Source organism: Nocardia sp. NPDC001965 (assembly GCF_053594175.1).
Genome location: NZ_JBSFDZ010000001.1, coordinates 490,599 through 504,252 on the forward strand (window position 1 = coordinate 490,599; position 13,654 = coordinate 504,252).

The following is a 13,654-nucleotide window of genomic DNA, read 5'->3' on the forward strand; positions in this document are numbered from 1 at the left end:
GTTCACTGCTGCCTCCCGGCGGCCGGCCCGATTTCGGCCGTGATGAAATCCGCCAGCTCGCGGTGGTGTTCGTCGAGATAGAAATGGCCACCGGGAAACGACCGGACCGTGAACCGACCCGTCGTATGGTCGCCCCATTTCTCCAGTTGTTCCGGGGTGGTGGTCGGATCGGACCGGCCGAGCAGCGCGAAGACATCGCAGCGCAGCCGGTCTCCCGGCGTGTACCGGTAGGTCTCGACCGCGCGGTAATCGTTGCGCACCGCCGGGAGCACCGCCTCGGCGAGTCCGGGCTCGTCCCGCAGGATACGGACCGAGGACGGATCGTTCGCGAGCCGCTCGAGATCGGTGATCAGATCGGCGTCGGACCCGCGATGCAGCGTGCCCGGGTCGGCGAACGCCGGATCCGGGCGCCCCGACACGAACAACGCCGCGACGGTCCGCCCGGATCGCTCGAGCAGCCGGGCGGTTTCGAAAGCGACAGTGGCACCCATACTGTGGCCGAACAGCACCGGGTTCCCGGGAATCAGCGAATCGACGGCCGCGGCGATATGTTCGGCCAGGCCGGTGACCGTGGCGACGAACTCTTCCCCGATCCGGTCCTGTCGGCCCGGGTACTTCACCGCGTAGACCGCCGGGCCGGAACCGAAGCTCGCCGCCAGACTCCGATAGCTCGTGGCCGAGCCGCCGCCCGGCGGGTAGCACACCAGCGCCGGAAATCCGCCGTGGCCGGGATTCAGCGCACGGAGCCAGCGAGTCGGCTCGTTTCCGTTCGGCACCGGGTATCTCCCACTCTTCGCGACCGGATCGTCCCGGCGACCGGGCACTCCGGCATCCCGGCGGGCCGGAACAGTGAGCATAGGCGCCGGAGTGACCGATACCGAAGGACGGGTGGGTCATCGGAGTGGGCCGGGCGAGTGCACCCGGCCCGGCGGGCGGCGTCCGGTACGAAAGCGGCCTACTCCGGCTCGATGAGCTGGATCTCCAGTTCGATCGCGACGGTATCGCTCAGCATCCCGGGCAACGGGCCGCCGACCCCGAACTCGGTCCGTTTGATGGTGCCGGTCGCCGAGAATCCGGCGTGGCGTTCGCCGTTCGGCCCGAAATCGCCGATCCCGCCCCATTCGGCGGCCAGGACGACCGGCCGGGTGACCCCGCCCAGGGTGGCCTCCCCCGCCACGGTGAACGAATCGGCGACCCGGACCGGCTCGGCGGCGCGAAAGGTCAGCGTCGGACGGTTGGCGACATCCAGGAAGTCGGCGGTGCGAACATGCGCGTCACGGTCGGGATTGCCGGTGTCGAACGAGTCGAGGTGCACGATCGCACCGATGGTCGCGGCGCCGGATTCGTCCACGACGAATTCCGTCTCGAAGCGGCCGAAACTGCCGCGGACCTTGGCGATGCCGAGGTGCCGGACGGTGAAGGCCACCGAGGAGTGCGCGGTGTCGAGCGCCCAGTCGCCGGGGCGCAGGGTGAGGGCGGAGCTGGTGGTTTCCGGTGGTGTGGTCATGTCATCGACCCTCACGGGAGCGGGTTCCGTTTACCAGACCCCCTTTATCCTGGACCTGACAAGGCGCGGCTGCGCGGGCCGGAAAAGGGCACGATGGGGAGATGGCCCGTAACGCGTTCGCGGAGTTCCTGGTGAGACGCCGCGCCGAACTCCGACCCGGTGACCTCGGCCTGCCCGCGGGCGGCCGCCGCCGTACCCCGGGGCTGCGGCGTGAGGAAGTCGCCGTGCGCGCGGGTGTCAGTGCCGACTACCTGGCCAGGCTCGAACAGGGCCGCGACACCAATCCCTCGATCGCGGTGGTGGAAGCCCTGGCCACAGCGTTGCTGCTGGACGAACGCGAACGCAGCACCTTCGGCTGGCTCGCGCTCACCAGCACCCACGAGGCCAGGTGCCCGGAGTCGGCCGATGAATCCGAGCAGGTTCCGGAGACGATCGAGGCGGTACTGCGGGCGCTCGCCCCGACCTCGGCATTCGTCCTGGGCAGGCGCCTGAACGTACTCGGCTGGAATGCGGCCTGGGAGGATTTCGTGACCCCGCTGGGCCTGTTGGACAATCGGGACGAGGTGAATCTCGCCCGCTACGTCTACCAGCATCCGATGGCGCGCACGGTGCTGCGCAACTGGTCCGAGGCCGCCGATACCTTCGCCGAGACACTGCGCCGGGCGAGCCTGCGCTGGCCCGGCGATGCCGTCCTGCGGGAGACCATCGACGTACTGCACCGAACCCCCGAGTTCGCGACCCGCTGGCGTCCGCAGGGCCCGGGCCGCCCGGTCACCCCGACGCTGCGCTTCGACCATCCCGGCCTGGGTGCGGTGGACGTACCGTTCGAGAGTCTGGAGAGCGGCAGCGAGCAGAGCGTGGTGGTCTGGCTCGTCGCCCGCGCCCCCGAATCGGCGCAGGCGCTACGGCTGGTACCCCCACGCGCCGCCGGGCAGTGATCTCGCCGCGACACCGGAGTGCGTTGCATCACGGTGGGCGCGCGATCGGATCGGCAGTCGACCGGCGCCGGACCGGCGATACGAACCGACCGGCAGCGGCCCGACCGGCTCGTATGCGGCGGGCCCGGATACGGGACTGCCCGCGGCATCTCTGTCCCGTCACGGAATACAGGCTGGTCAGCGCACAGAAAGAAGCGCCTTCGACCCAGCTGGCCCGTGCAGCGATCGAAAAGATTTCCGGGCATTCGGATTCGTACCGGACCGAGAGGCAACCGGAGCACAAGCAGCACAGGACAGTTTCTGCCCTTTCCGTAATCAATATATAGCGGACCCGGGGTCTTGCGGCAAGGCCCCGGTGGTGCCGCAGAATCGTCGAGCGCGAAGCCGGGAAGTGCGGCCGGGGCGCGGTACAGAGGCAGCGATCGTCGAACGAAGTGAGGCCATATGTCGGAACAGGGGTACGAAGACGAGCTGCGGTCCGAACGACACCATGTGGACGGGCTCTACGCGCGTCTGGATGCCGAACGCGCGCTGGCCGAAGGGAAATATCGTGCTGCGTTGCGTGGAAACGGTACAACGCTGCTGGAACGCGATGCCGAGGTCCGGGCACTGGCCAAGGAGGTGAAACGGCTGGACGTGGCGGACAACAAACTGTGTTTCGGCCGGTTGGACTCCGAATCCGGCGAGACCTCCTATATCGGGCGTATCGGCCTGTTCGACGAAGCGAACGAGTACGAGCCGTTGTTGCTGGATTGGCGGGCACCGGCGTCGCGGGCGTTCTACACCGCGACCGCCGCCAGCCCGGAGAACATGCGCCGGCGCCGGCAGTTCCACTCCCGCGGACGCCGGGTGGTGGAGTTCACCGACGAAGTGCTGGGCCGGCCCGGCACCGAGGAACACGGCGACGCGGCGCTGCTGGCTGCCGTCGCCGCGCCACGTGGGGACGGGATGCGCGATATCGTCGCCACCATCCAGGCCGAGCAGGACGAGATCATCCGGCTGGATCACCCCGGAGTGCTGGTGATCGAGGGCGGACCCGGCACCGGGAAGACCGTGGTGGCGCTGCACCGTGTCGCGTATCTGCTCTATACCCAGCGCGAGCGCATCGAACGGCACGGCGTGCTCGTGGTCGGTCCGAATCCGGCCTTCCTGAACCATATCGGCCGGGTGCTGCCCTCGCTCGGCGAATCCGATGTCGTCTTCATGACCGCCGGTGACCTCGTCCCCGGCCTGCAGGTGACCGACGAGGATGCGCCGGAGGCCGCGCAGATCAAGGGTTCGCTCGGGATCCTGGAGATCCTCGCGGCAGCCATCAGCGATCGGCAGCGGCTCCCGGAGCGGCCGCTGCCGATCGAACTCGCGGATATCACGGTGCGAATCGACGCCGAGACGGCCGAATGGGCGAGGGAGGAAGCGCGCGGGAGCGGGCTACCGCACAACGCGGCCCGCGCGGTGTTCCGCGAGATCGTCACCTATGTCCTCACCGAGCGGGCGATCGCCCGGATCGGCCGCGGCTGGATCAGCCGCGCGGACAAGGAAGCCTGGGAAGACCTGCGCAGCGACCTGATCGCCGAACTCGCCGAGAACACCGAATTCGCTCGGGCGCTGGACCTGCTCTGGCCGGTACTCGATCCGGAGGGTCTGCTGTCGTCGCTGTACAGCTCCCCCGAACGGCTGGCCGCGGCGGGGGCCGACCGGGCACTCTTCCGCACCGACGGCGCCGCCTGGACAGTATCGGATGTACCGCTGCTCGACGAGCTGGTGGATCTGCTGGGTGGCGGCGATTCGGGGGAACAGGCCGCCGAACGTGAACGCCGGGCCGAAGCCGAATACGCGGCGGGTGTCCTGGACATCATGGTCGACCGCGCCGACATGATGGACGACGAGGACCATCTGTTCGCCCAGGACCTGCTCTACGCCGAGGACCTGGCCGAGCGTTTCGTCGAACGCGATACCCGCGAACTCGTGGAACGTGCCGCCGCCGACCGGAACTGGACCTACCGGCATGTGGTGGTCGACGAGGCGCAGGAACTGTCCGAAATGGACTGGCGGGTGCTGATGCGGCGCTGCCCGGGCCGGTCCTTCACCGTGGTCGGCGATCTGGCGCAGCGACGATCGGCGGCCGGGGCGCGGTCCTGGGATTCGATGCTGGAGCCCTACGTCCCGGGCCGCTGGGTGTACCGGTCGCTGACGGTGAACTACCGCACCCCTGCGGAGATCATGACCGTCGCGGCGGCGGTACTGGCCGAGTTCGCACCCGGGGTCGAGCCGCCGGAATCGGTGCGCGCCTGCGGGGTGCGACCGTGGGCCAGGCAGGTCACCGGCGACGAGCTGGCCGCCGCCGTAGCGGAGTTCGTGAACGAGGAATCCGGCCGGGAAGGGACCAGCGTCGTGATCGGCCCGCCGGATGTCCCGGGCGCGACAGCGGCGTCGGAGACCAAGGGACTGGAGTTCGATGCCGTCCTGGTCGTCGAGCCGGAGCGGATTCTGGCCGACGGCCCGCGCGGTGCGGCCGAACTGTACGTCGCGCTCACCCGCGCCACCCAGCGCCTCGGCGTTCTGCACCGGCAACCGCTGCCGGCGGCGCTGCGCGGACTCACCGACCCCGGAGTTCCGATACCGGCCGGCGGCGCGCGACTCGTGCGGTGACCATCTCCCGTACCGGCCCGGTCCTACCGTTTGTTCAGCTGCCCGGCATCGACGGTAACGACCGTGCCGGTGAAATATCGGGCGTCGTCGGAGACCAGCCAGGCGACAGCATTGGAGACGTCGAGCGGCTTCACGAGATCGACGGGCATCGCATCGGACAGCGCCCGGGCCAGTTCCGGCGCGAGTTCGATGATCGCCTGCAGGTTGCCGTCCCCGGTCATCGGTGTGCGGACGGCCGTCGGAGCGGGACATCACGGACTGTAGGAACGGACGCGTGGCGGCGACCGGCAGACCGGTCAGCCCACGGTGATCGGGAGGGTTTCCCCAGCCCCGCATGGTCGAGGTGCAGGACAGGGCGGCCACCTCCCGGTCGACCTCCCACTCGGGGAAGCGCCGCAGGAACTCCTCCAGGGCGACTCTGGCCTCCAGGCGCGCCAGCGACGCGCCCAGGCAGAAGTGGGTGCCGAACCTGTCGCGGCGCGTCACGCGGCCCCGCCTCCCCCGCCGCGACGATTCGGCCTAGGCTCGGGTCGAACCCGTCCTGAACCGTCCACCAGCGCTTTCCCGCAGTGCGATACCCCGCGCGGCCGCCACCCTCGGTACTGCCACCACAGGAGGATCGCCATGACCGAGCACATCGCCGGGATCCCGGTACCCGGCAGCCGGCTGGCCGCCGAGGCCACCGAACTGGTTCGCGACACTGCTCCGCCACTGCTGTTCCACCACTCGCGCCGGGTCTATCTGTTCGGGATGCTGCACGGGCGGCGACGCGGACTCGATCCCGACCCCGAACTGCTGTACGTCGGCGCGCTCTTCCACGATCTGGGCCTGACCGACGCCTACCGCACCACCCGCCAGCGGTTCGAGGTCGACGGCGCCGACGAGGCCCGCCGATTCCTCATCGCGCACGGAATCGACGCCGCCGCGGCACAACGGGTCTGGACGGCCGTTGCCCTGCACACCACGCCCGGTATCCCCGAGCATATGGAATCGGAGATCGCGCTGGTGAACGCCGGTGTCACCACCGATGTTCTCGGCCTCGGATACCACGACCTGGCCCCCGCCGATATCGAGGCGGTGGTCGCGGCCCATCCGCGACCGGATTTCAAGCGGCAGATCCTGGCCGCCTTCGCGCACGGTTTCGACGACCGGCCCGACACCACCTTCGGCACCGTCAATGCCGACGTACTCGCCCACTTCCGGCCCGGTTTCGTCCGGACCGATTTCGTCGACCTCGTCGAAGCCGGCCCGTGGCCCGAATAGCTCCGGACCTTCACCCGCGCAAGGGGGCGTCGTAAACCAGGCTGTATCGCCAGAACAGGCGACGCCTGACACGCGCACCCGGCAGTTCCGCGGCGACCGCCGCACGGATCTCCGCCAGCGACTCCGCCGGGTCGGCGACGGGCGCGCGCATATGGTCGGGCAGCGCCGTGGCACGAGCCGGATGCCGGACCATACCCACCACCGGATTGGCCACCACTGCGGGCAGCGCGGCCAGGGCGTCCACGGGCCCGGCCGCGCGGAAGCAGCCGACGATCACCAGCCGCCCACCCGGCGTGAGGCATTCCCGCAACTCGCGCAGCGTGACCACCAGCGGAAGATGATGCAGCACCGCGACAGCCGTGATCGCATCCCAGCGGCGACCCGGTGCACGCTCGGCGAAGCCGGCCCGGACCACGGTCACCGCGGCGTCACCGGCGAAGCGCCGCGTGGCCGTCGCCGCCGTCGTGGGGTCCGGCTCGAGAGCTGTCACGGTATCCACACGCACCCGCAGCCGGTCCACGAGATTACCTGTACCGCAACCGATATCGAGAACATCGCGGGCACCGGAGGCGGTGACGCGACGGACCACCCAGCGACCGTAGTGGTCGTTGTGGCTCCACGGATGGCGCCGGTTGAACCGATCGAGTACGGACGACAACATCACCACGGTCTCCTCGAAGGTATGCGGTCACGCCGACGGCGCGGAACCCGGTACCGGCCTCATCGCGGCCCCAGCCGCTCCTGGAGGGTCTCCCGGGAGATCGAGCCGTGCGCCCACGCGGTGATGTACTGCAGGTCACGGACCGGCAGCGCACATGCGGTCCGCAGCACCTGAGCGAGGTTGAACGGCTTCTCGCCCAGCTGCGGGAAGTTCAGCACCAGCCACTCGGCGACCTCCACCACCGTCCGTCCCGACTCCTGGTACTCGGCGGCCGCCCGAGCCAGTCGGTCGAGTTCCTCGCTCACCCTGTCTCCTCTGCTCACTTCCGGAAAATCGCTATGACATCGTCGAAATCCCCGTCGACCCGAGGCGTGGCCGCCTCGATACCGACCCTCCCGAAACCGTAATGCGCCGCTCGATCCGCCGTCCACGTGCTCTTGGCCGCTTGGACGAGAGTCGCCCCTTCCCGTACTGCGGCATTGAATCCGGCCAGGTTGTCCCCGTACACCCAGATGGCCCTGATCTGCTGGACTCTGTCGCCGAAGTGGGTCATCAATTCCTCGAACATGGCTTTACCGTGCAGGGGCGAGCCCTTCTTCGGATAGTTCTCCATAATCAGGCTCAGCGATCCGTCCTCGTCGAGATCGGCGATCACACCACTGCCGCTGGCATCGTGGGAGATCGAATAGCTGGTATCGGTGATCATCCGCCCGACGCCCGGTACGGCACTCGGAGTCGTGGACAGCGGGTCGCTCCACTGCGCCGGATCTCTCGGATACGTGCTCGGGTTGGTCGACGCCCCGGCGGAATCGGTTCGGGCCGGCCCGACGGCGGTATCCGCTGCGGACCGTCGGGCACCCAGCGGACGCGAGAACACGATCCGGTCCTCGCCACCGACAGTGAGCCGGAAGGTGCGGTCGACGCCGGTCAGCGAACCGGTCGCCTCGTTCACCGTCCGGCTCGCGTCCCGGTATCTCCGGCGGGCGAAGGAAGTAGCCGCCCGGGTCAGCCCTTCGAGGCTCTCCCGGGCGACGACCATCACATGATTGGATTTCACAAATCTCTCGCTCAGTTCGGTGCGAGACGGTCAGTGGAGTCCGCGGCCCGTATCGGCGCGGCGGCACGGGCAAAAGAACCGGCGGCCCCGGTGCCGGCCGCCAGACCGCGCCGCCGAATACGATGCGCGCATTGTGATCCCCCTCTTCACAATTCCTCGATGGACAAGCTATCAAGTGGGAGACCGGTTTTCGCCGCCGACGCAACCGGCACCGCGGTCCGGTGCCCCGCACCGATGGCCGACACAGCGATCAGGACACTTTCCGATGCCAACTGTGATCCGACTCACTCGATGCCGTATCGAAGCGACGGGTCGGCGCCTCCCCAACGGTCTGCCCGGTATTCGTCGAGCGATCCGGCTCCACTCGGCCGGGCGGGCAGGTCCGGCGGCGCGTATCGGATGCCCGACCCCACCGTCACTGCGGCGGACGCCGGTCCGGCGATGACGTCCGCGCCATCGCCGCTGTTCACACGGTTACGGGAAATTCGCGGCCTGAGCGCGGGCTGAGAATCCCTTGCCCGATTCCTCCGGTTACGAATGCGTCACGATACGATCGCCCCCCGTGACGGACACCATGGTGCGGGCGGACGAGGCGCCCACGGGCGAGCAACCACCACCACCGGGGCCGGCACGCGGTAGATGGGCGAAGTGGGTGGCCCTGATTTCCGGCCTGCTCGCGACAGTGCTCGCGCTCGCCGTGCCACTACTACCGGTACATGTGGACAAGACGACCATCGAGTGGCCACAGCAGGGATCGACCGGCAGTATCACTGCCCCGCTGATGTCCTACGCACCGCTCACCTTCGACGTCACCGTCCCCGGTGCGGCACTGGAACAGCTGGCCGGCACCGGCGGCCAGGCCGCGGCGACCATGCCCGCGGGTGCGCCCGACCTGGAGGAGTACGGGTTCGTCGCCCGGGTCCAGCCCGCCCAGGACGGCAGAGCCGCCCGGCTGGAGGTGGTCCTGCGCAGCCAGTCGATGTTCAGTGTGCCGCTCGACGAACTGCGGGACGCCACCCTCACCGTGCACTCCGACAGCTCCGCCACCACGGCCGAACTGACCGGGACCGATATCGAACCGCTCTTCCTGGCGGGAGACTTCCGGCCGCAGCTGGTCGGAGTGTTCAGCGACCTGACCAGTTCCGCCGGCACCAGCGTCACGGTGGAGGTGGACAGCCGGTTCTCCGTCACACCCACCCTCACCAAACGCACCGCGACCGTCCTCGCGGTGGCGCTCGCCGCGGTCGCCCTGGTCGCACTGTTGCGACTCGACCGCTCGGACGGGCGCCGGACGCGCCGGCTGCTGCCGCAGCGCCGACGGACCCTCACCGGTATCGACGCCGGGGTGCTGGCGACCCTGCTGCTGTGGCATTTCATCGGTTCCACCACATCCGACGACGGCTACCAGTTCGGGATGGCCCGCACCTCGCTGGTATCCGGATATATGGCCAACTATTTCCGGTTCTTCGGCGTTCCGGAGAACCCGGTCGGCACGCCTCCCTACGACGTGATCGCCCATATGACCGAGATCAGCACCGCCAGCCCTTGGGTGCGCCTGCCCACCCTGCTGGCCGGTGTCCTCGCCTGGCTGGTGCTGAGCCGCGAGGTGATTCCCCGGCTGGGCGCCGGGTTGCGGCGGGACAAGATCGTGGTCGGCACCGGCGCACTGGGGTTCCTCGCGATCTGGCTCCCCTACAACAATGGGCTGCGGCCGGAACCGGTGATCGCGGTCGCCGTCCTGCTCACCTGGGTGTTCGTCGAACGCGCCATCGCCACCCGGCGACTCCTGCCGTATGCGATCGCCATCCTCATCGGGGCGTTCAGTTTGACCGCGGCCCCGTCCGGGATCATCTGCCTCGCACCGCTGGCGGCGGGCGCCCGATCGGTGCTGCGGTTCGGTACCCGGCGCGCCCGCGCCCTGACGGCCGCGCCCGAACGCCCCGGGCCGGGCGCACAGCGGTTCGCTCGCCTCACCGCCTACGGCGCCCTGGCGGCCCCGCTGGCCGCGGCCGGCACCCTGGTCCTGGTCTTCGCCTTCGGTGTCCAACCGCTGTCGGCGATGTTCGAGATGACCCGGGTGCACAACGCGGTCGGCCCCTCGGTGCCCTGGTTCGACGACTACCAGGCCTATCAGCGCCTGTTCACGCCCACCGCCGACGGTTCGATCGGGCGCCGCTTCGGTGTCGTCGCCATGTGGCTCGGGCTGCTGGTATGCGTTTTCGTACTGCTGCGCAAGGGCGGGCGGATCCCCTTCGTCACCTCCGGACCGGCGAAACGCCTGCTGGGCATCACGTTCGGCGCGATGCTGCTGATGGCCACAGTGCCCACCAAGTTCACCCACCACAACGGCGTCTTCGCCGGCTTGGCCGGGGCGGTCGCCGTCGTCACGGCGGTCGCGGTCGGACCGAAGGTCATGCGGGCACCGCGGTATCGCGCACTGTTCGCCGCCATCGTGGCGGTGGCGATGGCACAGATCTTCACCGGCGTCAACAAATGGTTCTACGCGTCCGGCCACGGCATCCCGTGGTGGGATACCGCACCCGCGATAGGCGGGATCAGGATGAGCGAGATCTTCCTGACCGTCGCCTTTCTGTGCCTGGTCCTCGCCGGGTGGTGGCATCTACGGGCACCGGAACCGGGTACACCGCACCGGGTTTCACCGCGGGCCTGGCGGCTGGCGAAGATCCCGCCGCTCACCGTCGCGGCGGCGGTGATCGTGGTCTTCCAGGTCGGCTCGTTCGCCACGGCGGCGGTCACCCAGTATCCGGCGTTCTCGCTGGCCCGCTCCAATGTCGATGCGGTACTGGGGCAGCCGTGTGGACTGGCCGACGATGTCCTGGTCGAAAGCGACCCGAACGCCTCGATGCTGACACCGCTGACCGGTGACGCCGCGGACACCTTCGCCGCCGACACCACCGGCTTCGTCCCGGGCGGAGTCGCCGATGTCACCTCCGACGACGACCGATCCGAGGACGACAACAGTATCGCCGCGGCACTGAAGGACACCTCCGACGGAACCTCGGTCACCCAGACCGGCGGTGCGCCGCTGCCCTTCGGACTGTCGGACAACACACCGGTTCTCGGTACCGCCGGTCAGCAGGAATCGGCCGAACTGACCACCGGGTGGTACCGACTGCCCGATCCGGGCGACCGCCACGGGATCATGGCCATCACGGCCGCGGGGCGGTTCCGGGCGATCACCCAGGACGGCGAGGTGATGCCGGGTCAGCCCGTGGATATCGAATACGGTGTCACGGATTCGGCATCGGACGCGCGATCGCTCGGCCAGGTGATACCGATCGATATCGGCCCGACCCCCTCGTGGCGGAACCTACGGGTTCCGCTGGACGAGATCCCCGACGACGCCGATGTGGTCCGGATCGTCGCGAAGGACAAAACCCTCGATCCCGAGCAGTGGATCGCATTGACCCCGCCGCGGATTCCACAGACCCGGACGATCAACGACCTCATCGGGTCCGACCAGCCGGTGCTGCTCGATTGGGCCGTGGGCCTGCAGTTCCCGTGTCAGCGGCCGTTCGACCACAAGGACGGTATCGCGCAGGTGCCCGGCTGGCGCATCCTGCCCGACCGCCCGGCCGCGAACACCACCAATCTCTGGCAGCGCCACGACGGTGGTGGACCGCTGGGCTGGAGCCGCCAGCTGCTGCGGTCGCAGACCCTGGCCACATATCTGAAGGACGACTGGAGCCACGATTGGGGCCAGCTGCAACGACTCACCCCCGTCGACGGCTCGGCCCGCCCCGCCGCGCCCGACGTCACCCAGGACAAGCATTCCGGCCTGTGGAGTCCCGGACATATCAACGTCACCTGGTGAGCCCGGATATGCCGGGCCCCGGCCCGGACGATCGGCGTACGCGGCCGCGCGACCGGCCGCGGTGACGCGGCGGTGAACCGAAGGAGACGCGACACAACGCGACTGGAATACGAGTGTTCACGAATCGCGCGAGAGTCCGTGATAATCGTCGCGTGCAGATTCCGAGAACCGATCGAAATCTTTTCGCGCGCGCCCTCGGCGCCGTGCTCCCCGGCATCCTGGCCGTGGTATCCGTGATCGGTGCGAGCCCCGCCGCGGCCGTACCCGCCTACCCTGTACCCGACCCGGATCAGTTCTATGCCGCACCTGCGGATATCGCCGAGAAATCACCCGGGGAGGTGTTGGAGACCCGGGCGATGCCGGCGCTGCCGATATTCCCCGGGACCACGGTGACCCTGGTGAAATTCCGCTCGGCCGATTCCACCGGGCATCCGATCGCGGCGACCTCGACCGTGCTCACCCCGCAGTGGCGGGCGCCCGACGGGCCGCTGTTGTCCTACCAGCACATCATCAACGGACTCGGCAGCCGGTGCGCGGTCTCCCGCGTGCTCTACACCCCGGACCCCACACTCCAGGTCCGCGAGGCGGCCGCCTTGAACGCGGTCCTGGCCCGCGGCTGGAGTGTGGCGCTGCCCGATCATCTCGGGCCGAATTTCGCCTATGGCGCCGCCCGGCTGGGCGGGCAGATCACCCTGGACGGTATCCGAGCGGTACGGGCGGCCGATCTCGGACTGCGGAACAGCCGGGTCGCCATGGCCGGTTACTCCGGTGGCGGAATGGCCACGGCCTGGGCCGCGGCGCTCGCCCCGCGATACGCGCCCGACCTCGATATCGCGGGGGCGGCGACCGGGGGCGTGCCGATGAATCTGGTGCGCATGATCGAAGCGGTGAACACCGGCCCGCATCCCGCCTTCGGCCTCGTGCTGGCGGCCGGTATCGGGCTCGAACGCGAATACCCCGACCGGTTTCCCATCAGCGAATCGATGAACACCCGCGGGCTGCTGGCCCGTAACACCGTGGCAAACGGATGCACCAACGAGATCCTGGCCGCCGGAGCGGGACGCAGCGTAGCCGAATTCGCCAGCAATATGTCCCTGATATCCGATGCCGACGCGCGCGCGGTACTCGAGGAGAACAGCCTCGAACTGTTCGACGGAGTACCCGATATGCCCATTTTCGAATGGCATTCGGCCAGTGATCCACTGATTCCGGTGGATTCGATCGTCCGCACGAACCAGCGGTACTGTGCGGCCGGTGTACCCGTCCAGGCGGATCTGACGATCTCGCCGAAACATCTGTCCGCCGCGGTGCTCGGCGTGCCCGCCGTCCTGATGTGGCTCGACGGCCGCTTCCGCGGCGACCCCGTGCCGTCGAACTGCTGAGGTCCCGCTCCCCACATCGCACGCGGTGCGCGACCGATCCGGGTGGATCGGCCGCGCACCGTGTCCCGGCCCGGCGCCGTGGAGACGCGTTCGCCCGTCCGGAACCTCTCGCCCCGCCCGGCCGGGCCGGACCACCTACTCGGCTGCTACCGCGTCCCGTAAACTACCGGGCCGCATATCGGTCCAGTTCCGTTCGACATAGTCGACACAGTCGGCTCGGCTGCCGTCGCCGAATACGATCCGCCACCCGTGCGGCACCTCCGCGAAGGCCGGCCACAGCGAATGCTGATCCTCGTCGTTGGCCAGTACGAAGAACCGGCCGTCCTCCTCGTCGAACGGATTCGTGTTCATGTCATCTCTCC

Annotated in this window: 12 protein-coding genes and 1 pseudogene; 5 read left to right on the forward strand and 8 right to left on the reverse strand. The window is 68.9% G+C overall.

Annotation, left to right across the window (positions count from 1 at the left end; translation table 11 throughout):
- Positions 1–2: 2 nt before the first annotated feature.
- Together ACWCPQ_RS02330 and ACWCPQ_RS02335 are read right to left on the reverse strand one after the other, a co-directional pair.
- Positions 3–776, reverse strand: a complete 774-nt coding sequence (locus tag ACWCPQ_RS02330; protein ID WP_449893793.1) for a thioesterase II family protein — start codon at positions 774–776, stop codon at positions 3–5.
- 179 nt (positions 777–955) lie between these two features.
- On the reverse strand, positions 956–1,507 hold the full coding sequence (locus tag ACWCPQ_RS02335) for a YceI family protein (protein ID WP_449893794.1): 552 nt from the start codon (positions 1,505–1,507) through the stop codon (positions 956–958).
- A 101-nt stretch (positions 1,508–1,608) separates the two neighbouring features.
- On the opposite strand from ACWCPQ_RS02335, the gene ACWCPQ_RS02340 reads away from it, so the two are divergent.
- Both ACWCPQ_RS02340 and helR read left to right on the forward strand, forming a co-directional pair.
- The gene (locus tag ACWCPQ_RS02340; RefSeq protein ID WP_449893796.1) at positions 1,609–2,445 is read left to right on the forward strand and encodes a helix-turn-helix transcriptional regulator; all 837 of its coding nucleotides are present in this window, start codon (positions 1,609–1,611) and stop codon (positions 2,443–2,445) included.
- A 444-nt stretch (positions 2,446–2,889) separates the two neighbouring features.
- Complete coding sequence (gene helR, locus ACWCPQ_RS02345) at positions 2,890–5,094, forward strand: RNA polymerase recycling motor ATPase HelR (protein ID WP_449893798.1); 2,205 nt, start codon at positions 2,890–2,892, stop codon at positions 5,092–5,094.
- Between the two features lie 23 nt (positions 5,095–5,117).
- Here helR and ACWCPQ_RS02350 read toward each other — a convergent pair whose 3' ends face one another.
- Together ACWCPQ_RS02350 and ACWCPQ_RS02355 are read right to left on the reverse strand one after the other, a co-directional pair.
- Positions 5,118–5,315, reverse strand: coding sequence for an SDR family oxidoreductase (locus tag ACWCPQ_RS02350; protein ID WP_449893800.1), 198 nt, complete (start codon positions 5,313–5,315; stop codon positions 5,118–5,120).
- A gap of 103 nt (positions 5,316–5,418) precedes the next feature.
- A pseudogene (locus ACWCPQ_RS02355) lies at positions 5,419–5,559 on the reverse strand (cytochrome P450); the annotation flags it as partial.
- 159 nt (positions 5,560–5,718) lie between these two features.
- On the opposite strand from ACWCPQ_RS02355, the gene ACWCPQ_RS02360 reads away from it, so the two are divergent.
- Positions 5,719–6,357 carry an HD domain-containing protein gene (locus tag ACWCPQ_RS02360; protein ID WP_449893802.1) on the forward strand — a complete coding sequence of 213 codons (639 nt, stop codon included), beginning with the start codon at positions 5,719–5,721 and terminating at the stop codon, positions 6,355–6,357.
- A gap of 10 nt (positions 6,358–6,367) precedes the next feature.
- Here the strand turns inward: ACWCPQ_RS02360 and ACWCPQ_RS02365 are convergent, their stop codons facing one another.
- From ACWCPQ_RS02365 to ACWCPQ_RS02375, 3 genes are read right to left on the reverse strand one after another with little or no spacing between them, the layout of a single operon-like run.
- Positions 6,368–7,018, reverse strand: a complete 651-nt coding sequence (locus ACWCPQ_RS02365; RefSeq protein ID WP_449894385.1) for a class I SAM-dependent methyltransferase — start codon at positions 7,016–7,018, stop codon at positions 6,368–6,370.
- Positions 7,019–7,077: 59 nt separating this feature from the next.
- Positions 7,078–7,323 carry a hypothetical protein gene (locus tag ACWCPQ_RS02370; protein WP_449893804.1) on the reverse strand — a complete coding sequence of 82 codons (246 nt, stop codon included), beginning with the start codon at positions 7,321–7,323 and terminating at the stop codon, positions 7,078–7,080.
- Positions 7,324–7,337: 14 nt separating this feature from the next.
- Positions 7,338–8,075 carry a hypothetical protein gene (locus ACWCPQ_RS02375; RefSeq protein ID WP_449893806.1) on the reverse strand — a complete coding sequence of 246 codons (738 nt, stop codon included), beginning with the start codon at positions 8,073–8,075 and terminating at the stop codon, positions 7,338–7,340.
- 574 nt (positions 8,076–8,649) lie between these two features.
- Here ACWCPQ_RS02375 and ACWCPQ_RS02380 point away from each other — a divergent pair.
- Positions 8,650–11,910, forward strand: a complete 3,261-nt coding sequence (locus tag ACWCPQ_RS02380; protein WP_449894386.1) for an arabinosyltransferase domain-containing protein — start codon at positions 8,650–8,652, stop codon at positions 11,908–11,910.
- Positions 11,911–12,113: 203 nt separating this feature from the next.
- Entirely contained in the window at positions 12,114–13,292 is a 1,179-nt protein-coding gene (locus tag ACWCPQ_RS02385) for a lipase family protein (RefSeq protein WP_449894389.1), read from the forward strand.
- Positions 13,293–13,427: 135 nt separating this feature from the next.
- Here ACWCPQ_RS02385 and ACWCPQ_RS02390 read toward each other — a convergent pair whose 3' ends face one another.
- Positions 13,428–13,643: an MbtH family protein gene (locus ACWCPQ_RS02390; protein ID WP_449893808.1), complete on the reverse strand. Its 216-nt coding sequence runs from the start codon at positions 13,641–13,643 to the stop codon at positions 13,428–13,430.
- Between the last annotated feature and the right edge of the window lie 11 nt (positions 13,644–13,654).